Genomic DNA, 23,847 nt, shown 5'->3' on the forward strand with positions numbered 1-23,847 from the left:
GAAAATGACGCAGCCGACCAAAACGGCGGCGTTTTTTCTTTTTTGTTTTTAAAAATTCTTGTGCTTGAACAACGTTTTCGTTTTTAACAGGCTGCTGGGTGAAGTTGTTGATAACTTTGCGCGGCTTGAATTTTTCGGGATGATCAATTGCTTCCAGCATGATATCGGGTCGCATGTAGCTGAGCCTTTCTTCTTCATAGGAATTCAGAAGAAAGACCAGAATATCGTTGATGTCACAAATTACGTGCCAGGCCTGGTCTTTGCTGGTCTTAAAATTGCTGGCATGAACGGCTTCATTGCCGATACGTCGCACTTCGTCGAACAAGTTGTAGATACTCAGTGGATAAGTCAGATTTTCTCGCAAATATTGGATGTTGCTGCGCAGATTTCGCTGCTGACCGGAAGGGATCGGATAATATGGGTTCAAGTTTTCCCAGTCGATAATCTTGCGCGTTACGCTTTCGAGCAATCTCCGGGCATTGATCATGACGTCGCGGTAATCATCAATCTCGTACAGCTTGCGAATTTTGTCGGCTGTAGAGAATTCTTTTTTTAAGAGTTTGCTATTTTTTAAATAAGCAAAATTTGCTTCTACCATGGGCTTTTCCCTCACTTTTCTTATTACTGATTATAAACTTTTTTACGAAATACCGTTGACAAAATCCAGGCATTAAAGGGCGTTGATTTTTCTGTGGAAAAAGGCGAATTTGTGGGCATCATGGGTGCGTCTGGTCAAGACATTACCAAGCTGCGCGAAAATGAGATGCCCGACTTTAGCGGCAAGGAGATTGGTTTTATTCTCTGGTTTGACTTTGGCTAGTGCCATCTTTTATATGTTTATGACGATCGCGCTGAATCCTGCCTTTTTAAAAGGAGCATTGAAAATTTCATTTACAATTACGCATTTCGTCTTTATGTTTGGGATCGCGCTGCTCGGGTTAATTACGCTGGTTTATATCGTTTATGCCAATAGTTTTTTACTCAGCATGTGGAAAAAAGACTATGGAACTTACATGATGTTAGGTGCGCGTAATAGCAAAATTGGCAGACTGATTTTTACTGAAACGATTGTAGTTGGTCTCTTGGCTGCTGTTTTAGGAATCATTGTTGGGATTGGGTTAACGCAAGTAGTTTCAGAATTATTGATTTCACAATTAGGCCTGCAGATTCATCGTTTCTTTGGCTTCTACGTGCCGGCAATGCTGGGCATCGTTGATGTATTGTTTGGTCTGCAGTTCTTTAAATCAATGCTACAGAATCCGTATGACAAGATTTGGATTCCGTTTACAATTTTCTTAGTGCTTTATGTAATTTATTACTTGATTACGGTTAAGCTCTATGAAGGAATCGTTTTGAAGAATAGATAAGAAAAACTTCTCCATTTGGAGAAGTTTTTCTATTTATAAATGCATTTTATTCCAAGATGGAATTTTAATTTCACCCTTGTCGCTCATCGTCATTGTCGTAATTGAAGCATTCTTTGGACCTGGAACCAATGGAATGTCATCACCATAACGGTACCACAAGCTCCGAATGGTAAAGCCATGAGTTACCAGCAGAATATTCTCAGCTCCATCCAATTCTCTGATCAATTTAAAACCTTTATCAAGTCGCTTCCAATATTCCTCAGAATTTTCAGCATCGTGGTAAGGATCTGCTTCCTTGATCCAATCTTTGATCGTGTCAATTCTTTCGTGTTGGAACATTTCCTGTCTAGTGGCATAGCCATGAGCACCGCCGATCATGCGCCAAGCCATTTCAGAATCCATCCCTTCGAAGAAGCCATAAAATTGCTCACGAAAAAATGGACTGGCAATGTGCTGCAATTCATCGCGATTGACGTTGTGCTTGATAATAATATCGCAGGTATCGCTGGCCCGCTTTAAATCACTGGACAAAGCAATATCAAAAGGTACATCCTTTAATGCTTCTCCAGCTTCATCAGCTCCGGCAATGCCGGCCTTAGTCAGCGGGGTATCGCACCAGCCCTGCATCTTGTTGTAACGGTTGATATAAGTTTGACCGTGACGCACAATATAAATTCTTTTCATCCTTTTTCTCCCTAACTAAAAAACAATCACCTTTATTTTAAACGAAAAAGGATGATTTTTTAACTGTCTTTATCTTGTGCTATATAATTTTTTAACTGCCGCAATATCACGTGGCTGGATGGTATAGTAGGATCCAGCTGGATACATGACGGAAACGGTTTTGCAATGTTTCAGTCCGATGGCATGACCTAATTCATGTTCGGCGGTGTTAACGATTCGGCTATTGCTGTAGCCACACCATGCATTTTGCAAGTAGTAGCGATTCAGTTCAACTTTGGCTTTGATCAAATGATTAGTCAGTGGATTATAGCTGATTGACGTTTGACCTGCAGCCTCGGTATCACTGTTGCTAACGGTGCTGACCACGATATTGGCCTTAGCTTTATTCGAAGTCTGCTTAAATAAAAAGGCACCAGTTCTGTTCCAAGCGCTCATTGCATCAAGAGTAGCACTGCGCAATTGGGCATCATTAGGAATATCGATATAAACCGTTGCGGTATTCTTAGGCCAGATGGGATTGCTGCTCTTGCTTTTGGACGTACTGGTTTTAGTCGTCGAAGAGGCCTGAGTATTATTGCCAGAATCACTTAGCGTAGGTGGAGCAAAATTGCCAGTAGAAATCAGCTGAGTTATGCGTTGCTTTAAGGTAAACAGCGAATCATTGGTTGCTGTTCGGATTTGACTGTTGTTTTGATAAGTCCAAACACCGAATGCCAGGATTCCGAGAAAAACTAAATTACGTAAAAATCGAAAAAATCCACGCATTTTTCATCAACTCCGTTTGCTTAAGTATTATATACTCATTATATACTCAGTTTATTTAATTTTGGTGAAATTTGTTTATGTTTTTATTGCGAGATCGATAAAGTATAAACTGTGCGTCATTCATGATAAAATAGAATACAGTTTTTTAAGAGATAGGTGATAAATGTGACTGAAGCAAGCAATGAAAAACAAGTCGAACAACAGCATCTTGATCATGTCTTAGGATTGATCAAGGCTAAAGAAAAAGAGCTACGCAAGTCAATTAAAACTGTTGAAGGCGAAGCCAGAGATCTTAATTCGCACTTCTTCGATGATGTTAAATTGGATTACGATGGCTACTCGACTTCAATGGAAACGGCTCTGTCAATTCACCAGCAGCAGCAACTGCTCGCTGAACGTGAACGTGATTGGCAGCATTCAGCTAAGCAGTTAGCGACAGTGCAACGGTTAGAGAAGAGCCCATATTTTGCACGGGTAGATTTTAAGGAAAAAGATTCCGATGAAACAGAAACCATTTATATTGGTTTGGGTTCTTTTGCCGATGATAATGATCATTTTTTGGTTTACGACTGGCGGGCACCAATTTCTTCAATTTACTATGATGGAAAATTAGGGCAGGTTTCCTACAACTCACCAGAAGGTGAAATTACCGTTGACATGACCAAGAAGCGGCAATTCCAAATTAAAGATGGCAAGATCGTCAATATGTTTGATACCAATGAATCAATTGGTGACCAAATGCTGCTGTCTGTTTTGTCAGAAAAGTCCAGCACGCAAATGAAGTCAATCGTAACGACGATTCAACGCGAGCAGAATAAGATTATTCGTAATACCAGCGCTGATCTGCTCTTTGTGCAAGGGGCTGCCGGTTCTGGCAAGACCAGTGCAATTTTGCAGAGAATTGCATATTTGCTCTACCGTTACCGGGGTAATTTGACTTCCAGCGATGTTATCATGTTTAGTCCGAACCAACTGTTCAACGACTACATCAAGAATGTTTTGCCAGAAATGGGCGAGCAAAATATGGTGCAAATGACTTACTGGCAGTTTGTTGCGCGGCGTTTGCCGGGGATGCAGGTTGAAAATCTGTTTGATCAGTTTGAGGATCAAAGTGCAAACACAGCCATCGGCAACTTTAAAGATTCAGTCCACTTCTTTAATTTGCTGACGCGTTATGCTAAGAAGCTGAATGAGCGCGGAGTTATTTTTAAGAACATCAACTTTCGCGATCCAAAGAAGCCATATTTTGCTAAAGAAAAAATCAAGGAAATCTACTACTCCTTCAATCAAAACTACAATTTGGCCAACCGAATCGATGCAACGCGCGAAGAATTAATCAAGATGCTGAACCGCAAGATCGCTCCGGAAGTACGCAAAGCTTGGGTAAGCAAGACGATTGAAAGCTTAAGCAAAGAAGAGCTGAATAATTTGTATGATCGTCCTGATCAGGAATTCAGTTCTGAAGCTGAAGAAGAGAAGTTTTTGGGACGCAAGATCGTGGTTAAGGCTTTACAGCCTGTCTTCCAGCGGATTCGACACAACAACTTCATCAATATGCGGGCTCAGTATTTAAGCTTTTTGCGGACCGTTCCTAAGATGGTTGATTTTTCCAAGTGGAACATCAGCGTTGATGATTGGGCTGAACACGTTGAAGAAGTGAAGGATGGTTTTAGAAAGCACACCATTCACATGAATGATGTTTCAGCCTACCTTTATTTGTACGACTTGATCACTGGTCGGCGGACTGATTATGAAATGCGCTATGCCTTTATTGATGAAATTCAGGATTATACGCCATTCCAGTTGGCTTATCTAAAGTACAATTTCCCACGAGCCAAATTTACGATGTTGGGTGATTTGAATCAGGCTATTTTCACTAAAGACGAAAGCAGAAGCTTGCTCAAACAAATCTCGGGATTGTTTGATCCGAAGAAAACCGATGTCGTGCAACTGACCAAATCATATCGGTCAACCAAACAGATTACCGACTTTACAAAGCAGATCTTGCGTCAGGGTGAAAAGATCGAAGCCTTCAACCGACAAGGCCCTGTTCCAGCGATTTACGGTCGCAAGACAGAGAAAGAAGCTGTTGCTGTTTTAACAAAGCTTTTGCGAGAAAATGATCAGCAAAAGTTCACTACGGCAATCATTACCAAGGATCTGGCCAGCGCTGAGCACCTTCATAAGCAGTTGCAAGCAGAGGGCAAAAAGACAACCTTGATTGCGACAGCCAACCAGCGGCTGGTTTCCGGCAACTTGATTCTGCCATCATATTTGGCTAAAGGATTGGAATTTGATGCTGTTGTGATGTGGGATGCTTCCAAAAAGGCATACCATGAACTCGATGAAACCCAATTGGTTTATACGATTACGTCACGGGCAATGTACAAGCTGGATCTCATTTATACAGGTGAAAAGAGTCCACTCTTGGATGTGAAAGCTGATACTTATCTTGTCAAGTAAAATTATTGACAAAAGATTAAGAATCGTTTAATATTCAATAACAGTTTAAAGACAAAGAACAGAAACAGTAATCTAAGAGTGGTTATTAGAGAGTCTCCGTTGGTGAAAAGGAGATAGCCGCTTAGATGAATTCACATCTGTGAGTCGATTCCTTGAAATTGAAACTAGTAGAGAAGTCCGGGTTAGCCCGTTACAGCTAAAGGTTTATTATCAAACTTAGTGAGGTAGCTAGTGTGAGTTAGCTGCGAACATGAGGTGGAACCGCGGACTTAAAATTCGCCCTCTTAGATCAATCAGATCTAGGTGGGCTTTTTTTGTTAGCAAAAATTAAGTTGATAATAAACCTGCTGAGGAAACAACTGTGAAGTTGTTGCGAAGTTGAGGTGGAAACACGTTGATTCGTCCTCTTGGGCATTTGCTCAAGAGGACTTTTTTATTACTAAGCAGGTGAACTACATGCATTACGTAAGACAAATAATGCCAGCTTTGATGGCAGGAACATGGCTGACATTGAGAATTTTCTTTTGGACATTATTGATTTCATTGCCCCTCGGTATTTTGGTAGCTTTAGGATAAATGAGCAAGATCAAGCCGCTAAAGTGGCTGGTGGAATTTTACGTTTGGATTATGCGGGGGACGCCGCATTCAAGGCATATTGCTTGATGAAGTCTATGCTAACTACTATGTTGCTCACATGGCCAATAAGAATGAATATCGCATTATCGAAAATCCTAAGGTGCCCGCCGACTTATTTGCCGTTGGTATGCGTAAAGGAGATAAAACTTTGCGCCAGAAGATTAATGCCGGATTGAAAAAATTGCAGAAAAATGGCAAACTTGAACAGTTAAATGAAAAATGGTTTGGCAGAAAGAGCAATTATTTAGGAAAATAAGATGGCAGAAAAGTTTCTTTTTAAAAAAGTTGATGAGATGTCAGGCAGAGAAATGTATTGCGTGGAAAGACTGCGCACTAATACATTCGTAACCGAGCAAAAAATCACCTTGCCTGAACTTGATGATACTGATCTGACGGCGACCCAAGTCTTTTTGTTAAATGATGCGCAGAATAACGCATTAGCTACCTGCCGCGTTTTTAAAGATGAAAATCTTGGCTGGATGTTCGGCCGGGTAGCTGTGGATAAAGAGACGCGCGGACAGCACCTGGGAACGAAGATGATGCAGGCTGTGCATAATTTTTTGCGAGAAAAAGGTGCAAAAGCAGTAGTTTGCCACGCGCAAATAAGTGCAGAAGCATTTTATCAGTCATTAGGCTACCAAGAATTTGGTGCGCCTTTTGATGAAGGTGGCGTAAAACATATCATGATGAAAAAAGAACTGGATTAGATTTCCAGTTCTTTTTTGATTGCATGATAAAGCAGCTCGACCAGTTTTTGATTGCCGTAATCAGTTAGGTGCAAATTATCGGCTTGATATAATTTATCCACATTCTTTTCCCCTGTGCGCATTGTCAACAAATCAATTTGTGGCAAATGATACTTATGCGCAAGCTTGTCAACAATCTTGCGATTTTGTGCTAAATGGTCAGGAATAGTATATTCATTGCCATTTTTATCTTGCCAGGGTCCAACTAGAATAACCTTGCTAGGAGCGCAAAATCTGATCATTTGCTCCAGATTTTTTTCATAATTTTGCGAAGAAATGCCGACAATGGAAGAATCGTTGGTGCCGTATTCGATTAAAACCAGGTCAGTGTCCTGTGGAATTTGCGTTAAAAAGTCTAGGCCCTCGACCGTTGTTGCACCACTTTTGGAAAAGTTTTTCACCTGTGCATTTTTGCCTAATTTTTCTTGTAAAGCAGTAGTGATCAAGTCGGTATCGCGATGGTGGCGAAAACCGTTGAAAAGTGAATCGCCAAAAAGTACAATCTTTTTCATATTTTTACATCCTTCCCTTATAATATAATGGTATCAATTATAATATAATGGTATCAATTTGAGGAGAGTTGCAGATGAAGAACTATCTTTCTTTTAATCGAAATGAGTGGGCAGCTTTGGCTCCGGCCAATCGAGTTCAGGTTAGTAAAGAAGAACTAGCCAAGGTCAAGTCGTTGGGGGATGTAATTGACCTGACCGACGTGCATGAAATTTACACGACATTGGTAGGCTATTTGCATCTGATGTTTGAAAATAAGCGCCACGCCCAGGCAGATTCGATGCGTTTTTTGCATAAAACTACGAAAACAGCACCGTTCATCATTGGCATTTCCGGATCAGTGGCCGTCGGTAAGTCGACAACAGCCCGGCTATTGCAATTGCTGCTGAGCCGGACCTATCCGGATTTGAAAATTCACTTAATGACCACGGACGGTTTTTTGTACAATAATGCTGAACTAGCCCAGCGCAATCTTATGCCCCGCAAAGGCTTTCCCGAAAGCTACAATATGCAGCTGCTGAGTGATTTCCTGTCCGATGTTTTGGCGGGCAAGGAAGATATTGTTTATCCACTTTATTCTCAGGAATTAAGTGATATTGTGCCGGGCAAATACGGTCATGTCAAGCGTCCCGATATTTTGATCATGGAAGGGATCAATACTTTGCAGCTGCCGGAAAGCGGGCAAATGGTGACCAGCGACTTTTTCGATTTTTCAATTTATATCGATGCGAAAGAGGATTTGATCGAAAGCTGGTATATGCAGCGTTTTACCAAGATTATGGAAATGAATAAAAACAAGCCGGATAATTTTTACTATGAATTGGCTAACGGTCCGAGAACAGCGGCATTGCAGCTGGCTGAAGAAACTTGGCAGATGGTCAACCTGGTTAACTTGCGCGAGTACATTGCTCCAACTAAGACCAGAGCAAGCTTGATTCTGCACAAAACGACGGGTCATGTGATCGATCGAATATTACTGCGCCGCTTCTAATTTGGTATACTAGAAGGTATGAATACGATCTATATTTTATTAATTAAAAAATTTGCATTACCTCCAGCGTGTTAGTTGAGTAAGCAATAGAAGAAAGTTTTACACAGGAGGAAATAAGAGATGCAAGCAATTAGTTTAAAAAAGGGTATGGTCTTCAAGCAAGAAGGCAAGTTGATTAGAGTTTTGAAGGCAAACCACCACAAGCCGGGCAAAGGCAACACCGTTATGCAAATGGATTTGCGCGATGTAAAGAGTGGTGCAGTTGTCCACAAGACAATGCGTCCTACTGAAAAGATCGATTTGGTTGAATTAACCAAGAAAAACGCACAATATTTGTACGGCGAAGATGGCGTCTACACTTTTATGGACACCGAAACCTATGATCAATACGAAATTTCCAAGGATCAATTGGGTGATGACGTGCAATATTTGATTCCTAACATCGAAGTTTCTTTGGAATTCACTGATGAAGGCAAATTAATCGGGATCGAATTGCCATCAACGGTTGTTTTAACTGTCAAAGAAACGCAACCAGGCATCAAGGGCGCAACTGTTGCCGGCGGTGGCAAGCCAGCAACAATGGAAACCGGCTTGGTCGTTACTGTTCCTGACTTCATCAATGAAGGTGAAAAATTGGTCATCGGAACCGAAGAAGGGGATTACAAGGGCCGTGCCGATAACAACGCCAAGTTTAACTAATTGATTTAATTTTAAAAGAAAAAACGTTACTCAATCGAGTAGCGCTTTTTTAGTCAATAACTTCGTTCTTTTCGGCATCAACTTTTACTTCGTGAATTTCTGTCCCTGTCGAAACCATCACGGTCCAGACAGGAAAATCGTATTTGGAAGTTTGGGCGATAGACCAGCTGATGGCTTTTCCCGTTCCAATGTGCTTAACTGCGGTTTGACTGGCAGCAGAACGTGAAATAGTTTTTTTCAAATTAAGAGCATCGGTTTCTTGGTCGATATATTCATGCCGTCGTGTGAGACCTTTAAAACTACTTTTGATGAGTACACTGCGCCTGATGACATGGCTAAGTTTTTGCAAGAAGATTACGAAACCGATAAATTACTGGCGGAGATCAACAATCTGAACAGTCACTTCTTTTTCTTAATGGTGGCGCGAAGCGGCGGGCTACTTAAAAGTAAACGTAGGGGATGCGCAAACAGAACAGGTCAAACGGATTTCATTTTAGCTAAAAAATTGGATTAACGAAAAGGTGACCATTAGGCCACCTTCTAAAATTTCTTGTTTTGTTTTATTTGATATATATCTTATCGAGAAAATGCTATTTAAAAACTAAAATTAGATAGAGTTTAGCGGATTCTAGCAAATAAAACTTCGATGTCAAAAGGCTTGGTAATGTAGTCGTCAAGACCTTGATCAAGTGCCGAACTGATATCGGATGTAGAATCCTTTGCCGTTAGCATAATGATTGGCACATCGCTTTGTTTGCGAATTCTTCTTAAAACCGTGATCCCATCATAAATCGGCAGCATCTAAAAAGTTTCCAACCACTTCAATTGTTTTAATTATTCTTGATTCTTAAAAGTGCCGTTTTCAACGTCACGAATGAAGTCAGCCAAATGCTTGTAGTAAACGTCTGGATTATCGACCATGTGGTGGTGACCACCGTTAGGGGTAGTTACCAAACGTGAATTAGGAATCTTCTTTTGCATAATTTTAGCAGTAGCAATTGGCATTGTTTCAATTTCACCAAAAGTAAGCAAAGTAGGTACCTTGATCTTATGAAGTTGATCACGGAAGTGCCAATCCTTCAATTTACCAGTGATGACGAATTCATTGTCGCCCTGGAAGGCGTTGTAAACAGCGGTGCCACCGATATCCTTCAAGTGGTAAAGCTTAGAAGGCTGCTTGCGGTCAACGAAGTTGATGTTCAAAATTTGAACGTCGTCTTGGTAGCGTTGGTTGTCGTAGTCATTATTCTTTTCGCATTCGTGCATGAAGTCGATTTCGGTTTGTGGAAGAACTTCTTGCCGGCGACGGTTAACTGAAGCAACGTATTCGTCAATTTCATCAACCATTGAAGAAATAATGGCGCCTTTTAAGTGGTGACCATATTTAACGGCGTATTCTTGGACTAAAAGACCGCCCCAGCTTTGACCAATAAGATAGAAGTTGTCTAAGCCCAATTTTTCACGAACTTCATCAACTTCATCTAAGAAGTATTCGTAAGTCAAATATTTTTTAGCAATTTCAGGATCAGAGTAATCAGGTTGATCTGAGTAAAGGGAACCCAATTGATCGTACATTGTAACTTGAACGTCCAAGCCTTGCTTTTTTAATTGCTCAGCAGTGTCTTCCCAATATTCGTGGTTGCCGCCAGGGCCGCCGTGAAGTGCCAACAAGTGGATATCGCCGTGACCTTGAGTGTTGGTCCAAAGGTGATAGCCGTTGTCTAAAGTGATGATTTTAGTACCAGTTTTCATAGAATTCTCCTTTGTTAAATAGTGTTAAATCAATTTTACCACGTTATAGCTGATTAATTGTTTGCAGATAGTGTTGCAAATGAATGCTGTCGTAGCTGATCAAATCGATCATGCATAGATTTTCATATCCGAAGGTTTCGGTGCCGGAAAAATGCGTTCCGTCCAGCAGCTGCAAGGTCATTTCTTCCTGGCTGGCGTTAGCGACCTTGCCGATATTGATGCCATCGTATTCAAAGCTGTCAACTGTCAATAAGTGATCGCTTTTGGCAGTCTGGGCAATTTGCGCAAAAGTAGGCAGCTGGTCAAATTTGCTGGCGAAATCGCTGAGATGATAGCTGTCAAAAATATTATGCTGCTGATTATACATTGCCGCGTAATTTAGATAATTCAAATAGCTGGATTGAGTTGTAATGTTGGCAATCAGGTCTTTATTAAGCAGGGATACGGCTGCAACTTGACCGGCATTGTCCAGTCGATCGATCAAAAAATAGTGCGGGCTTTCATTGACAAGCCAGCCGCGAACGAAGTCATGTTGAAAACGGATGGGACTATCATAGCTGAAATAGATTTGAGCCAGATCAAGGTCATTATTGACATCGCCGCCATCGTTTAAAAAGCTGATGTATTTTTCCAGCAGCTTAAGCCCCACGTCATTGATGACGACTTCAACGATATCATCAATATCGACTGCGCTGCGAATTACATCATCAAAAGTTTTGCTTTTTTCCTCATAAGTAGTCAGCTGTACTTCTTCCTTGTCTAGTCCAACGATGAAGCCACCAATGCTACCGCCATTTTTAAGCCCAAGTTTGATTAAGATCTGCTTGCTGCAAGCAAAATCCAAAATTTTATCCAGATTATTAAAATGTTGAGCCAGCAGGTCATGGTTGGCTTGGGTTAACTGGTAGGGATCATTGATTTCACCGTTTGCCAGCAAAAAGGAGAAGAGGCGCAAGTAGTCGCTGTCTTCATTTATTTCAGCGATATCGTCGATTTTTAAGAAACGCACACCGCCCTGATTGCCGGCTGGATCAAGTGCAAGGAAGGTCAGCCAGTTTTCGGTTTTGTTTAAGATATAGCCCAATAAAAATGAATTTTCGTCTTCAGAGTGCTGATATATTTCAACAAGTTTAAGTGCCATGTTAACCTCCCACGATTTTATAAATTGTATCTATTATATAGGAACAGTTTGAGAAAAGACACTATTTGCGCGTATAATGATGACAATAGACAGCGGCTTAAGGAGAAATCTATGAGTTTAAAATATGCCAAAAAAAGTCAGGTTATCTGCTTCACGCTTTTAGCAGCAATTAAGGCCTGCAATATTGTATTCGTTGCTTATATGATTCAGATCATGCTGAATGTGACTTCTTCTGGGTCGCATGATTACTGGCATTTAGTTCGTTTAGCCCTTTTGACGGGATGCAGATTAAGCAGCTGGCCTATGTGACTAGTTCGGATCACAAAGAGATTTTTAATGATGTGTCTTTAGAAGTAAAACTAGGTGAAAAGGTTTTGCTGATGGCACCGAGCGGTTGAGGCAAAACTACTTTATTGCGGCTAATGCTTGGACTTAAAAAGCCGAAAGAAGGACAAATCATTTTGAACCACAAAAATATTAGCGGCAATTGGAAATTCATGAAGCAGGGCTTGATCAACTGGTTAAAGAACACGGCTTAGATGGCTTGGTCGGTGAAGACGGCAATAATTTATCTGGTGGTCAGATTCAGCGAGTTGAAATTGCACGTGCGCTTTTATCAGGTCGACCAATTCTATTAGCAGATGAAGCCACGAGTGCGCTTGATCCTAACTTGTCTTTGGCAATTCATAAGACTTTATTGAAGAATCCGCGAGTAGCCGTGATTGAAGTAGCGCATAAAATTTCTCCAGAAGAAAAAGCGATGTTTGATAAAATCGTTCATTTTGACAAGCACCGCATTGAGACAAAAATGTGGTAAATTATAGGTGTAAAGATTAGTTTTTTAAGGGAGATATTTAAAATGGCAGAACCTAAATGGTTGAAGGATATGAATCCTGATGAATATTTAAAAGAAGACTATGAAGCAAACGGCGAGGCTAAAGCAGGCACGACCATTCATGGCATTGATAAAGATGATCCTGATTGGTTAGATAAGGCTGCCAAGAAGGTTAATGCCGCAGAAGGCAATGACTATGTAAAATTAGATGCTGGTCTGATGACAGTTAACCAATTAAATTGGATGCTTAGAAATACGATTGGTGAAATGACGTTTGTTGACGATAATAACCAGCTTCTTTGGTACAATCGTCCAATTGATCCCAACTATAAGATGCTGGCAAGCAGAAAGCCATCTGATATCGGCAACGGAATCGGTAAGTGTCATCCAAAGCAAGCAACTGCAACTGCTAAGAAAGTTACGCATGCTTTGAGAACGCAGCCAGATGGTCACGATGAGGTTGAAATGCCAGTGCCTAACGGCAATCTGAAAAAATTGATTTACCACCGCTACAAGCGAGTTGAAGATGACGAAGGCAATTACGCTGGTACTTATGAATGGGTTCAAGATATTTATCCATTAGTAAAATACTTCTGCGAAACGACCGGTCAAAAATTAGTGATCGATCCGGATGCAACCACCGGTGCAACTTATCGTAAGAATTCAGATACTGATGCAGTCAGTGGCGCATCAAGCAAAGAAACTGAAAAGAAACCTGAGGAAAAGCCGGATACTTCAACTGGAGCTTCCCAACATGAATAATTGAAAAAGGCAGTCTCTTATGAGGCTGCCTCTTTTTTAGTTATAGATTGGCTGCTCTTGCACTGCAATGTAAAGATCAGCCATTTGATCATTTCTAAAATTAGATAGTTGGGGATAAACGAAATTGTGGATCACTTGATAGCCATATGGCATGTGATAATGGATCAGGCTTTTTAAGTGGTGAGTTGGCAAATTGCATTTATTTTTGATTCTCGTTGAATATTTGCCGACATGATTGCCGTAGAGATCATAGTAAATAAAGGTTGATTTGGTGGGGATGTTCTTTTTTCATAAGCAAACCTTTCTGTGAAATATGACATCGTGTCACTTTTAACTAACATTATATGATATTTGGATCTCCTGTCAAAAATAAAACTGCTGCCAAGGGTAGCAAAAATGTCATCAGAATACAAGTCTTTATTTTTATTTCACACAATACTAAACTAGATGTCGAGGCTTTTTCTGGAAAAAAGCGGAAAAGGCACAAGATGTTGTATATTAGTTCACACCTTGTGAACCTAAAGTATTGAGGAGAGATTTTATGCAAACTAATAAGAATGAGAATTATTTTGTCTGGCTATGGAACCAGCTTAAGGGTTGGCCAATTCAGAACTACTGCTTGTGGTTCTTTGCTTTTGGCTTCCAATTGGCAATTTTATTGCAAACTAAGATGACCAGTGTTACTGTGATTACTTTTATCGGTACTTTATTAGGTACTCTTTGTGTTTTGGCAATTAATGCTACCAAGGCAATTAACGGCTGGTTAGGTTTGATCTCAGCTGCCTGCTTTATTTATGCAGGTTGGTCAGCTAAGAACTACTTATCAATTTTTGAGCAAATTGCTTATATTGCTACCTTGGACTTGCCAGTTATCTTGGCTGTTAAGTCCTGGAATAATGATACCAAGAACCACTTGCGGAAATTTGGCGCTAAGGAATGGGTAATTGCCATCGTTGGTACGCTTGCCATTTACTTGGTTTCTGGTTTCTTGATTGGCAAATTTACTAATGATCCTCGTCCCTGGATTGATGCAATCAGTTTTGCAATTTCTCTTACTGCTGGCATTATGTGCTTTATGCGTTATAACAACCAATACTTCTGGTGGACAGCCAGCGGCATTTTCCAATTGATTCTTTGGAGCGTAACCTTTGCTCAAGGCGATTCAACTTTAGCCATGGCTGTTAACTCATTGATTTATGTAATTAACGATATTTTAGCCTTTACAGTTTCGCCGTGGTTCAATATGGGTCGACGTCGTGAAGGATTGAAAGAAATCAAAAAATAATTTTTAAAATAAAAACGGATTAAATAAATAGTTAACGATAGTAATATTTATTCAATCATTGAAGCGAATGGAATTTGTCCTCATTTGCTTTTTTTGATAGCTGTAAAAATATTAATGGATAAATTAGTGGAAAATAATATATTAAGAATATTTAAAAGCGGGTTCAAAGAGATAACCTATATTGAATGAATATTATATACTATAAGTGCTAATAAGTGACATAATGTCACACTCCATGTTAATAAATGTTTTTAACAGAAAATGAGGTATAATTTTATGGTTTCAAGAAAAATTTGTTAGAAAAAATCCGCAAAATTGAAGAAAAAACATGAACATCATTCAATTCGCAAATTCGCAATGGGTGCAGCCTCCGTTTTGATTGGTTTGACTTTTATGGGCTCAAACAGTCGTCCTGTAAAATCTTCAAAAACAAAAAAGAATTAATCTGAAATTGTTTTGGTTGAAAGCCAAAGCACTGGATAATTCAGATGATCAAAGAGTTAAAGATGTACGACAAGAATGGCAATTTTAATGGTGATATTCTTTATGCCGATAAGGACAACGAATTGCTTTATGATGGTAAATTTGAAAATGATGTTGAAAAACAATTAGTAATTAGCCTTTGGGGCGATAAGATTCGCTTTAGCAATGAATTGGGCTCAGCTTGGGCAACATTTTCAACAACTGTTCCTAAGTTGACCTTCGAAGGTGAAAAGTCGGTTGAGACTACTAAGCCAGAAGGGATTACGATTACTTGGCAGCCAGGTGAATTGGTATTGAATAAGAATTCCAACGTTCATGTTCACTACTTCGACGTTCATGAAGAAGCTAAAAATGGCGTGACAGACTTTAATCCAGACCATGGTTTTGAATTGACTGATCAACTGCAAAGTCTCACTCACTTGGCAATTGGCGATAATTATGAAAATGAATTGTGGGACTGGGAAAGTGCCAACTATGCCTCTGCCAGAACAAACAGATTCAAATGACAATAGTGAAACGGTAACGCCAAAAGCACAAGAAAAAATAAGTTAGATTTATCTAATCAAGAAGGTCACTAGCACAAAAGCTGGTGGCTTTTTTGTATGTTAAAATAAGATTAAAAATGAAAGGTGGCAACAAAATGTCAGATTACGATGCAAAATATATTGAAGAAAAGTTTATTCAATATGCCAAAATGAACACGCGCTCAAATGAAAACAGCAAGGCCGTACCTACAACCCCTGGCCAGGTGGTTTTGCTTAAAGAACTCGCAAATGAAATTAAAAAATTAGGGCTTACAGATGTTTCTTATTCAGACAAAGATGCGTATGTAGTCGGCAAAATTCCCGCAAACAGCGATAAAAAAGTTGCCGCAATTGGCTTCGTCGCTCACGTAGATACTGCCGACTTTAATGCCGAAAATATTCAGCCACAGATTCATGAAAACTATGACGGAAAAGACATCGATTTGGGTCACGTCGTAACTCTGTCGGCCAAAGAATTTCCATCATTAAAGAAAGTGATCGGGCAAACTCTGATCACGGCTTCCGGTGATACCCTTCTGGGTGCTGATGACAAGGCTGGAATCGCTGGCCTTCTTGGCATGGCAAAATACTTGCATGAAAATCCTGCAGTTAAGCATGGCGATATTTGGCTTGCCTTTGGTCCTGATGAAGAAATCGGCATGGGTGCGGCCCGCTTTGACGTAAGTCGTTTTCCAGTTGAATTTGCTTATACCCTTGATAACGGCAATCCTGGCGATATTGCCTATGAAACTTTTAACGCAGCCGCTGCCAAAATTACTTTCAGAGGTACCGTTGTTCATCCTGGAGAAGCATACGGTTTAATGGTTAATGCGGCCTTGATGGCAAATGAATTTATTGATGGTTTGCCGCAAGATTTTGTCCCAGAAAAAAGCAAGGACTATCAAGGCTACATCCTAGTCTTAAATAATAATGGCAATGTTGATCATGCAGAGATCAATTTAATCATCCGCGACTTCGATACGGATCACTATCTCAAGATGAAAAAGTTGGTTAAAGATTTAGCAGAGAAATTGAATGAAAAATATGGCGCAAATCGTGTAAACCTCGAAATGCATGATCAATATCGTTCACCTGGCGATTTGATTAAAAATAATCCATATGTGGTCAATTTGGTTCATCATGCCTATGCCAAGATGGGGCTGCCTGTTCATCACATTCCTTTCCGTGGTGGAACAGATGGCGATTTTATCAGTGAAAAAGGCATCCCTACGCCAAATTTGTTTAATGGCGGAGCTAATTTCCACGGGCGCTATGAATATGTCACGGTTGAGAACATGCTTTTATTGGCAAAAACGCTAACAGCGATTGCAACTACGCATCTAGAAATGGACGGCAATCGTGATGAAACGCCACTTAAGAGGTAAAAATGACTTTTTATACTTTAAAATACATTGAAAATAATCAAAACAACAATCAAACTATTTTGTATATTTTGATGCTGGTTGCGGCCGCAGTAATGATTATTTTTACTATTTTATATGTTCGCGATCTCGGAATTATCGCTTTGCTCTTTTTGCTCTTGTTTGCCGCTGCGCAATATGAAAAATACGTTTAAATCAATACTCAAAAATCGCAAGCAACGCAGATCATTCCCTTTAATTAGCGATGGGCAGATTAATCAGGATGTTTTGGAACTAATCCATAAAGATGAATCTTGGTTAACGCAAGAAGTTAAACAGGCGGGTTATAATAATGTGAGTGATATCTTTTTAGGCGAGTATATTAGTGGTCAACTTCGTTTGACTGGCTATTCTAACCATCAGAAAGGGAGCAAATAATGACGGATTTTACTAAAGCAAAAAAGTGGCTCAATGATGCCGATGCGGTAATTGTCACTGCCGGTAATGGCATGGCTCGTGAAGAAGGACTCGATATTTTAAGCGAGGAAAACTTCGATGACTTATACGGTGATGTTGCTGAAAAGTATGATGTCCATACGATTGGGGATGCACTTGATAAAAAATTTGCTTCTTGGACAGAGCAATGGACTTTTTGGAGTCAATTGATTAATAATTACTCTTTAAATTATGAGCCGAGTGAAAGCATGCTGGCATTAAAGAAGCTACTTAAGGGTAAGGAATATTTTATTGCCACCAGTACTTTCGCACACTTTTTTGAAAATGCGGGATTTAATGAAAATCGCATCTTCAATGCTTTTGGTGATTGGACAAAAATGCAATGCTCAAGCGGCATTAATCATGGATTGAAGGATGATCGCGAAGTAGTTAGACAGTTTATCGCTGCCGGAAAAAATGCGACAGAAGATTTGGTACCAAAATGTGAGGTCTGCAACAGCGAGATGGAATTGCACATGCCACTAAATGCGCATTTTTACCCAGATACTGATGCGAATGCGCGTATGCGTTGGTTCTTAACTGGCAATGAAGATAAAAAAGTCGCAATTTTGGAATTAGGCGTAGATGAAACCAGTCCGCAATTGCTGGATCCAATGGTCAAATTGGTTGAGCAATTCGGTGATTGGCATTATCTTGCTGCTGATTTAAGACAAGATGATTTGCCGGACGATTTGCAAAAGCGAAGTCTTGCCTTTGATAGCAACAGCTATGATTTATTAATGAATTTAGCAAAGTAGGATTTTATGAGTATTGAAGTAAAAAATGGGGTTTTGCATATTCCTGGTGCAGAAGATAAACTCCGCCAAAAGGGGATGGAAACGCCCGCCTTCTTGCAGGACTATACCTTGCTCGATATTGAAACAACCGGTTTGAGTCCATACCGCGATCGCGTTATTGAATTAGGTGCGATCAAAGTTAGAAATGGTGAAATTGTCGATGAATACAGCCATTTGGTTGCTTATGACAAATCAAACTGCGTACCAGCATTTATTACCAAATTAAATGGCATTACTGAAGAGAAAATCATTAATGAAGGCATTCCAGTAGCTGAAGCGATTCATGATTTTCGGCAATTTATTGGCGATGATGTCATTATTGGCTACAACGTAAATTTTGATTTGAACTTTATTTATGATTTGGCCAAAAAATATCACTTGCCAGAGTTAAATAATAATTATGTAGATGTCTTGCGTTTAGCGCGAGCATATTATCCTAAAGAGCGGCATAATCGCTTGATTGATTGCATGCAGCGGGCCGGAATTGCACAGGTAGAGCAGCACCGTGGATTAGATGATTCAATTGATACGAAAAAAGTCTATGATGATTTTCACGCTCATTTCACGCCAAATTTGCTTGTACAGGCACAAAAGAAAATCAAAAACTTTTCTTTAACTGATGAAAAACTATCTCCGTGGCAGATTGGTTTTCGCAATCCGGTTAATAACAAAAAGATCGTTTTAACTGATCATTTAAAGATGAATTTGGAAGATGCCAATAAGATGATTGATAACTTGGGCGGACAAGCTCAAGGACGGCTAGCAATGGAAACCAATTACCTGATTTTAGGCGATCATGACTTCTTTAGTCGTGATAATAATGATTTGAATAAGGCTCAAGAATTGAATCACGAAGGTGCGGATATTAAGCACTTATCAGAAAGCTTTTTCTTAAATATGCTTGATAATTGGGCAAGAAGTTAGGAGCAAAAAATGGCACGACGCAGAAAGAGAAGACGCAAGAACAGTTCGCTGCTCACTGCTTTGATCGTAATTGTTGCTGCAATATGGGGCATTTATACCAAGGGCGGCAGTGTTCCCAATGGCGTTAATTTAACTTCAACTACTTCGAGCACGAGTTCAAAAACCAGCAATAAAATCAACAATGCACAAAAGGCTCAAACCTCTTATGGCGGTTTATCGAAGACGGATTATCAGAAATTGGCTAAATTGAATTTTAAAAGCGGTTCGAAGGCCTATATTACGGTCAACAATGATCATTCGACTTTGATTAAAAATGCCTGGAAAGTTAACAGGGTTATTTATGCTAATTTGGATTCGCTTAATCGAACATCGCATTCGAATACGGGTTTTCTGGAAAAAAGAAACGTTGCCAATGATTCTTTGCGCGTGCGGCAGTACATTGATCCTACGGGCTGGCACTACAACAGTCGCAATGGCACACAAATATACAATCGAGGTCACCTGATTGCCTATTCTGTCTCTGCTGGAATCGATCAAAACGGTAACTATAATCCAAATAATCAATCCGGTGATCAGAACAATCCAAAGAATTTGTTTACTCAAACGGCCTTTTCCAACCAAAAGATTCAGACAATTTTTGAAAGCAAGGTCAGGAAAGCTTTGCGTGAAAACAAAAAGGTGATCTATCAAGCAACGCCAATTTTCAGAGGCAATGAATTAATGGCTCGCGGCATTAACTTACAGGCTATTTCAACAGATGGCAGTCTAGATTTTAATGTTTATCTGTACAACGTTCAGCCGGATTATGTTTTCAATTATGCAAATGGCCGGGCCAAAGTTGATCGGTCGATGCAGGTAAAGGAATAGTAGAGTAAAATAGACATAAAGATTTATAAAAAAAGAGGAAGTTTTATGAAAAAAGATAATTGTACGGCAATGTTAGTCGGTAAGGATGCTTCAATCGATGGGTCAACCATGATTGCTCGTGACGAGGACGGTTACGGTGGCATTAATGAAAAGCTTTTTGTTGTAAACAAGGCCCGTCATTATGATGAAGACTATGTTTCCAAATACAATGGCTTTAAGATGCATTTGATTGGCGATGGCTGTCGCTATACTGCAGCGCCAACTGCCGATGATTCAGAAGGCCGCTGGGATGAACAAGGTATTAATGAATATAATGTTGCTATGTCTTCAACTGAAACTGAAGCAACCAATGCTCGCTGCCTTGGCCATGATCCTCTTGTTGAAAACGGGATTGATGAAGATTCAATGCTTTATCTGGTTTTGCCATTTGTTAAGACGGCTCGTGAAGGGGTAAAGCGTTTGGGTCAATTGATCGAAAAGTATGGTACTGGTGAAACCAACGGCATCGCTTTTTCTGATCATGATGAAGTTTGGTACCTTGAAACAGCTGCAGGTCACCAATGGGTGGCTGCTCGCGTACCTGATGATTCATACGCAATTTGTCCTAATATTATGGTGATTCAAAACGTTGATTTTGATGATCCAGATAACTTTATGTATGCTTCAACGATTCGTGATTTTGTTGAAAAGCATCATTTGAATCCTGCTCAAGATGGCGGCTTTAACTTCCGTGATATTTTTGGCACAAAAGACGAAGCTGATGCTTTCTACAACACTCCACGTACTTGGTATGGTCAAAAATTGTTCAACCCAAGCATTGAGCAAGATCCAACCAGTCAAGAAATGCCATTTACTCGCGTTCCTGAAAAGAAAATTGGCGTAGAAGACGTGCAAAAGTTCTTGACCAGCCACTACAACGGTACCCCTTATGATCCAATGGATACTTTCTCATCCGGGGATGAAAAGCAGCAAAAGATGTTCCGCTCAATTGCCTTGGGCCGTAATCAAGAATCCAGCATCTTGCAAATCAGAAATGATGTTCCAAAAGAAATGGCTGCCATTCAATGGGTAAATATGGGCTTTTACTGCTACTCACCTTACGTACCTTTCTATGCCAACATCAACGACACGCCAGCCAATTACAAGGTTGCTGATCATATGGTTGATCCTGATAAGAGTGCTTACTGGATGTACAAGACTTTGCAAGTATTAGTTGAGCCACGCTACCATCAATATATTTATCAAGTAAATGCCTACCGTGATGATTGCCAAGCTTGTGCTTTAGCTCATATTGATGAGACTGACCCTAAGGCTAAAGAACTCAAGGGTGAAGAATTGACTAAGTTTTTAACTGCCGCCAATGAAAAGACAGCCGCTGAAATTACGGAAAAGACCAAAAAGTTAATGAGCGCCTTGGTTCGTCAGGCTTTGAATTCTTCCAAGTACCAATTTGAACGTGGCGATAATTTATAAAAGAATCTTATTTAAGATTGTTAAATTGATCGTTCGGAAAAAATATTTTGATTTATTTTGAAATTAAGTAAAAAGACCATTGTAAAAGCAATGATCTTTTTTTGTGCTTAACGATAAATAAGACACAATATCTTGTAAAAGCAAATAATAACTTGCAGCTTTGCTAAATAGTTAATATATAGCCTAAAAAAGCAGAACATTTCACAAACAAACAGAAAGAAACTTCTGTAAAGTACGAATCATTATGAAAATAAATTTGTGATTTTGATCGGAATATAATAGAATTAATTAAGAATTTATAGAAAATTATCAAGATATTGTGGTGTGTAACTAATGAATGATGAAAATTTTGTTCAAGTAAAGAACCTACGCAAGGTTTATGAAAACGGCCATGAAGCAATCAAAGACGTTAGTTTTTCCGTTAAAAAAGGCGATCTGGTCTGCTTATTAGGCCCTTCCGGCTGTGGAAAGACGACCATTTTTAATATGCTGGCTGGTCTTCTTACACCAACTAGCGGTGACATTTTATTTGATGGCAAGTCGGTAGTTAAAACCGCGCCTAAGGATCGGCAAATCGGTTATGTTTTCCAGAACTATGCCCTATATCCGCATATGACTGTTTTGCAAAACGTTATGTTTCCATTAACGGTCGGCAAGAATAAGCGTCCTAAGGCTGAAGCTGAAAAGGTTGCTAGAAAGTACATGAATTTAACGCAGATTGATGAATTTGCGGATCAAAAACCTGATCAGCTTTCCGGTGGTCAACAGCAGCGTGTAGCGATTGCCCGTGCCTTGGTTCAAGAACCTAAGATCTTGCTTATGGATGAACCATTGAGCAATTTGGATGCTCGTTTGCGGTTAAAGATTCGTGAAGAAATTCGTTCATTAGTCAAAAAAGTTGGCATTACGACTTTATTTGTTACACATGATCAAGAAGAAGCTTTGTCGATCGGTGATAAGATCATTCTGTTCAATGACGGCGTGATTCAACAAGATGATTTGGGTCAAAACTTATACTCGGAACCAAATAATTACTTTGTTGCTAACTTTGTTGGCAATCCAGTAATTGACAACTTCTCGGTTGAAGTCAAAGATGGTAAAGTTACTGGCTCAGATTTTGAAATTGCAGTCAGTGATTTGAAACAAGACCGTTTTAAGCATGAATTAAAAGATGGCAAATATGTTTTGTCAGTTAGACCTGAAAATATTTTGCCAGCTGAAAGTGGAAACGTTAAGGTCACAATTCAAGATATTGAATTGATAGGTCGTGAACGTATTTTGAAATTCAATCATGATGGCATTCAAGCTCGTTCTTTGGTTGATTTGGAAACTCCAATTAAGGCAGGAGACAATATCAACCTTAAAATGCGACTTGATCGCATCTTCATCTTTACCCCAGAAGGGGAGCGTGTTTACTAATGAAGCAAAATCAAAAGCGGGCTTGGCTCTTTCTGGCTCCAACCATTATTTTTGTAACGGGCTTTAGTATTTTTCCAATTTTGCGAGCCTTTGTTATGAGTTTTCAAGGTGGACCGTTAATTGCCTTGGATTGGACGGGCTTTAGCAATTATCAGTATATTTTCAAAGATCCCGAGTTCTGGACGGCAATCAAGAACACTATTATTTATGCTTTGGTTTCTGTACCAGTAGCTTTAGCGATCTCGATTATGCTGGCTTGGTTGATTTTCAGCAAGGTGAAGAGAAAGTCTTTCTTTGAAACTACTTTCTTCATGCCATATGTTACAAGTACGATTGCGATCGGTATTGTCTTTCGCTATATTTTCAATGGTGACTATGGTTTGCTCAACTTCGTTTTGAAAGCATTGCATTTGCCTGCACCTAACTGGATTGATGATCCTTCAATGTCATTAACGACGATCATTATTTTTGGTGTTTGGACAAGCTTGGCTTTTAACATTGTTATCTTGATGGGTGCCTTGAGAAATATTGATCCTAATTATTACACGATTGCTGATATGTATGGGGCAAGCGGTACCGAAAAGTTTTGGCGGATTACTATGCCGCAGTTGATTCCAACGATCGCTTTCTTATTAACGATGAATATTATCGCAGCCTTCAAAGTTTATACTTCAGTATATGCCTTGTTCAATGGGCAAGCCGGCGTCGGCAACTCTGCGACGACTGCAGTGTTCTACATCTATAACAAATTCCAGATTGTTGGTACGCCAGGTGTAGCGATGGCTGCCACTGTTGTGTTATTCTTGATCATTTTGTTTATTACTTTCTTGCAGCGCAAGATGATGAAAAAGATTGGAGAGCAGTAAAA

Annotated in this window: 25 protein-coding genes, 7 pseudogenes and 1 other annotated feature; of the genes and pseudogenes, 24 read left to right on the top strand and 8 right to left on the bottom strand. The window is 39.8% G+C overall.

Annotation, left to right across the window (positions count from 1 at the left end):
• Positions 1-598, bottom strand: a 598-nt coding sequence (locus HMPREF0493_RS04015; protein WP_040457182.1) for a DUF4145 domain-containing protein, incomplete at its 3' end; no start/stop codon positions are given.
• Positions 599-634: 36 nt separating this feature from the next.
• Here HMPREF0493_RS04015 and HMPREF0493_RS08600 point away from each other — a divergent pair.
• Together HMPREF0493_RS08600 and HMPREF0493_RS04020 are read left to right on the top strand one after the other, a co-directional pair.
• Positions 635-799: pseudogene (locus HMPREF0493_RS08600) on the top strand (bacitracin ABC transporter ATP-binding protein); the annotation flags it as partial.
• Positions 759-1,367: an FtsX-like permease family protein gene (locus HMPREF0493_RS04020; RefSeq protein ID WP_081451951.1), complete on the top strand. Its 609-nt coding sequence runs from the start codon at positions 759-761 to the stop codon at positions 1,365-1,367. The pseudogene HMPREF0493_RS08600 and the gene HMPREF0493_RS04020, both read left to right, overlap by 41 nt.
• A gap of 33 nt (positions 1,368-1,400) precedes the next feature.
• Here the strand turns inward: HMPREF0493_RS04020 and HMPREF0493_RS04025 are convergent, their stop codons facing one another.
• Together HMPREF0493_RS04025 and HMPREF0493_RS04030 are read right to left on the bottom strand one after the other, a co-directional pair.
• Positions 1,401-2,051 (bottom strand): histidine phosphatase family protein, encoded by a 651-nt coding sequence (locus HMPREF0493_RS04025; protein WP_006352011.1) that lies wholly within the window; start codon positions 2,049-2,051, stop codon positions 1,401-1,403.
• A 69-nt stretch (positions 2,052-2,120) separates the two neighbouring features.
• Positions 2,121-2,816, bottom strand: coding sequence for a matrixin family metalloprotease (locus HMPREF0493_RS04030; RefSeq protein WP_006352012.1), 696 nt, complete (start codon positions 2,814-2,816; stop codon positions 2,121-2,123).
• A 156-nt stretch (positions 2,817-2,972) separates the two neighbouring features.
• Between HMPREF0493_RS04030 and helD the strand changes: the two genes are divergently transcribed.
• From helD to HMPREF0493_RS04045, 4 genes and pseudogenes are all read left to right on the top strand, one after another.
• On the top strand, positions 2,973-5,279 hold the full coding sequence (helD, locus tag HMPREF0493_RS04035; RefSeq protein ID WP_006352013.1) for an RNA polymerase recycling motor HelD: 2,307 nt from the start codon (positions 2,973-2,975) through the stop codon (positions 5,277-5,279).
• Positions 5,280-5,324: 45 nt separating this feature from the next.
• Positions 5,325-5,566: a binding site (T-box leader), on the top strand.
• Between the two features lie 169 nt (positions 5,567-5,735).
• Positions 5,736-5,921: pseudogene (locus HMPREF0493_RS08330) on the top strand (ABC transporter permease subunit); the annotation flags it as partial.
• Positions 5,920-6,171 (top strand): annotated as a pseudogene (locus HMPREF0493_RS04040) (transporter substrate-binding domain-containing protein); the annotation flags it as partial. The pseudogenes HMPREF0493_RS08330 and HMPREF0493_RS04040, both read left to right, overlap by 2 nt.
• Before the next feature lies 1 nt (position 6,172).
• Positions 6,173-6,622, top strand: a complete 450-nt coding sequence (locus HMPREF0493_RS04045; protein WP_006352016.1) for a GNAT family N-acetyltransferase — start codon at positions 6,173-6,175, stop codon at positions 6,620-6,622.
• Here the strand turns inward: HMPREF0493_RS04045 and HMPREF0493_RS04050 are convergent.
• Positions 6,619-7,173 carry an SGNH/GDSL hydrolase family protein gene (locus tag HMPREF0493_RS04050; RefSeq protein WP_006352017.1) on the bottom strand — a complete coding sequence of 185 codons (555 nt, stop codon included), beginning with the start codon at positions 7,171-7,173 and terminating at the stop codon, positions 6,619-6,621. The genes HMPREF0493_RS04045 and HMPREF0493_RS04050 overlap by 4 nt on opposite strands.
• Positions 7,174-7,247: 74 nt before the next feature.
• Here HMPREF0493_RS04050 and coaA point away from each other — a divergent pair, with 74 nt between their 5' ends.
• Positions 7,248-8,162 carry a type I pantothenate kinase gene (gene coaA / locus HMPREF0493_RS04055; RefSeq protein WP_006352018.1) on the top strand — a complete coding sequence of 305 codons (915 nt, stop codon included), beginning with the start codon at positions 7,248-7,250 and terminating at the stop codon, positions 8,160-8,162.
• Between the two features lie 120 nt (positions 8,163-8,282).
• The gene (gene efp / locus HMPREF0493_RS04060; protein WP_006352019.1) at positions 8,283-8,861 is read left to right on the top strand and encodes an elongation factor P; all 579 of its coding nucleotides are present in this window, start codon (positions 8,283-8,285) and stop codon (positions 8,859-8,861) included.
• A gap of 49 nt (positions 8,862-8,910) precedes the next feature.
• On the opposite strand, the gene HMPREF0493_RS04065 is transcribed toward efp, so the two are convergent.
• Complete coding sequence (locus HMPREF0493_RS04065) at positions 8,911-9,102, bottom strand: hypothetical protein (RefSeq protein ID WP_006352020.1); 192 nt, start codon at positions 9,100-9,102, stop codon at positions 8,911-8,913.
• Positions 9,103-9,135: 33 nt separating this feature from the next.
• Between HMPREF0493_RS04065 and HMPREF0493_RS04070 the strand changes: the two are divergent.
• Positions 9,136-9,343: pseudogene (locus HMPREF0493_RS04070) on the top strand (GNAT family N-acetyltransferase); the annotation flags it as partial.
• Between the two features lie 139 nt (positions 9,344-9,482).
• On the opposite strand, the pseudogene HMPREF0493_RS04075 reads toward HMPREF0493_RS04070, so the two are convergent.
• The 3 genes and pseudogenes from HMPREF0493_RS04075 to HMPREF0493_RS04085 form a co-directional block, all read right to left on the bottom strand.
• Positions 9,483-9,662: pseudogene (locus HMPREF0493_RS04075) on the bottom strand (response regulator); the annotation flags it as partial.
• 33 nt (positions 9,663-9,695) lie between these two features.
• Positions 9,696-10,613 (bottom strand): prolyl aminopeptidase, encoded by a 918-nt coding sequence (locus tag HMPREF0493_RS04080; RefSeq protein WP_006352023.1) that lies wholly within the window; start codon positions 10,611-10,613, stop codon positions 9,696-9,698.
• A gap of 43 nt (positions 10,614-10,656) precedes the next feature.
• On the bottom strand, positions 10,657-11,754 hold the full coding sequence (locus HMPREF0493_RS04085; RefSeq protein WP_006352024.1) for a hypothetical protein: 1,098 nt from the start codon (positions 11,752-11,754) through the stop codon (positions 10,657-10,659).
• A 111-nt stretch (positions 11,755-11,865) separates the two neighbouring features.
• On the opposite strand from HMPREF0493_RS04085, the gene HMPREF0493_RS04090 reads away from it, so the two are divergent.
• The 15 genes and pseudogenes from HMPREF0493_RS04090 (at position 11,866) to HMPREF0493_RS04150 (ending at position 23,845) form a co-directional block, all read left to right on the top strand.
• Entirely contained in the window at positions 11,866-12,063 is a 198-nt protein-coding gene (locus tag HMPREF0493_RS04090; protein ID WP_006352025.1) for a hypothetical protein, read from the top strand.
• Positions 12,027-12,571: pseudogene (locus HMPREF0493_RS09220) on the top strand (ABC transporter ATP-binding protein); the annotation flags it as partial. The gene HMPREF0493_RS04090 and the pseudogene HMPREF0493_RS09220, both read left to right, overlap by 37 nt.
• A gap of 42 nt (positions 12,572-12,613) precedes the next feature.
• A complete protein-coding gene (locus HMPREF0493_RS04100; protein ID WP_006352028.1) occupies positions 12,614-13,351 on the top strand; it encodes a PAS domain-containing protein in 738 nt (245 codons plus the stop codon).
• 541 nt (positions 13,352-13,892) lie between these two features.
• The gene (pnuC, locus tag HMPREF0493_RS04105; RefSeq protein WP_006352030.1) at positions 13,893-14,636 is read left to right on the top strand and encodes a nicotinamide riboside transporter PnuC; all 744 of its coding nucleotides are present in this window, start codon (positions 13,893-13,895) and stop codon (positions 14,634-14,636) included.
• Positions 14,637-14,951: 315 nt separating this feature from the next.
• Positions 14,952-15,080, top strand: coding sequence for a YSIRK-type signal peptide-containing protein (locus tag HMPREF0493_RS09350; protein ID WP_006352031.1), 129 nt, complete (start codon positions 14,952-14,954; stop codon positions 15,078-15,080).
• Between the two features lie 44 nt (positions 15,081-15,124).
• A complete protein-coding gene (locus tag HMPREF0493_RS04110; RefSeq protein ID WP_006352032.1) occupies positions 15,125-15,625 on the top strand; it encodes a hypothetical protein in 501 nt (166 codons plus the stop codon).
• 134 nt (positions 15,626-15,759) lie between these two features.
• Positions 15,760-17,028 carry a peptidase T gene (gene pepT, locus HMPREF0493_RS04115; RefSeq protein WP_040457190.1) on the top strand — a complete coding sequence of 423 codons (1,269 nt, stop codon included), beginning with the start codon at positions 15,760-15,762 and terminating at the stop codon, positions 17,026-17,028.
• 2 nt (positions 17,029-17,030) lie between these two features.
• Positions 17,031-17,216: pseudogene (locus tag HMPREF0493_RS08060) on the top strand (DUF3290 family protein); the annotation flags it as partial.
• A complete protein-coding gene (locus HMPREF0493_RS08065; protein ID WP_006352035.1) occupies positions 17,203-17,442 on the top strand; it encodes a YetF domain-containing protein in 240 nt (79 codons plus the stop codon). The pseudogene HMPREF0493_RS08060 and the gene HMPREF0493_RS08065, both read left to right, overlap by 14 nt.
• Positions 17,442-18,257 carry an SIR2 family NAD-dependent protein deacylase gene (locus tag HMPREF0493_RS04125; protein WP_006352036.1) on the top strand — a complete coding sequence of 272 codons (816 nt, stop codon included), beginning with the start codon at positions 17,442-17,444 and terminating at the stop codon, positions 18,255-18,257. The genes HMPREF0493_RS08065 and HMPREF0493_RS04125 overlap by 1 nt, the downstream gene beginning before the upstream one ends.
• Before the next feature lie 6 nt (positions 18,258-18,263).
• On the top strand, positions 18,264-19,220 hold the full coding sequence (locus HMPREF0493_RS04130) for an exonuclease domain-containing protein (RefSeq protein WP_006352037.1): 957 nt from the start codon (positions 18,264-18,266) through the stop codon (positions 19,218-19,220).
• Between the two features lie 9 nt (positions 19,221-19,229).
• Positions 19,230-20,087: a DNA/RNA non-specific endonuclease gene (locus HMPREF0493_RS04135; RefSeq protein ID WP_006352038.1), complete on the top strand. Its 858-nt coding sequence runs from the start codon at positions 19,230-19,232 to the stop codon at positions 20,085-20,087.
• A 45-nt stretch (positions 20,088-20,132) separates the two neighbouring features.
• The gene (locus HMPREF0493_RS04140; protein ID WP_006352039.1) at positions 20,133-21,560 is read left to right on the top strand and encodes a C69 family dipeptidase; all 1,428 of its coding nucleotides are present in this window, start codon (positions 20,133-20,135) and stop codon (positions 21,558-21,560) included.
• A gap of 333 nt (positions 21,561-21,893) precedes the next feature.
• Positions 21,894-22,979 carry an ABC transporter ATP-binding protein gene (locus HMPREF0493_RS04145; protein ID WP_006352040.1) on the top strand — a complete coding sequence of 362 codons (1,086 nt, stop codon included), beginning with the start codon at positions 21,894-21,896 and terminating at the stop codon, positions 22,977-22,979.
• Positions 22,979-23,845, top strand: coding sequence for a carbohydrate ABC transporter permease (locus HMPREF0493_RS04150; protein ID WP_006352041.1), 867 nt, complete (start codon positions 22,979-22,981; stop codon positions 23,843-23,845). Before HMPREF0493_RS04145 ends, HMPREF0493_RS04150 begins: the two co-directional genes overlap by 1 nt.
• Positions 23,846-23,847 lie beyond the last annotated feature (2 nt).

The organism is Lactobacillus amylolyticus DSM 11664 (assembly GCF_000178475.1).
In the GTDB taxonomy this organism is placed as follows: Bacteria; Bacillota; Bacilli; order Lactobacillales; family Lactobacillaceae; genus Lactobacillus; species Lactobacillus amylolyticus.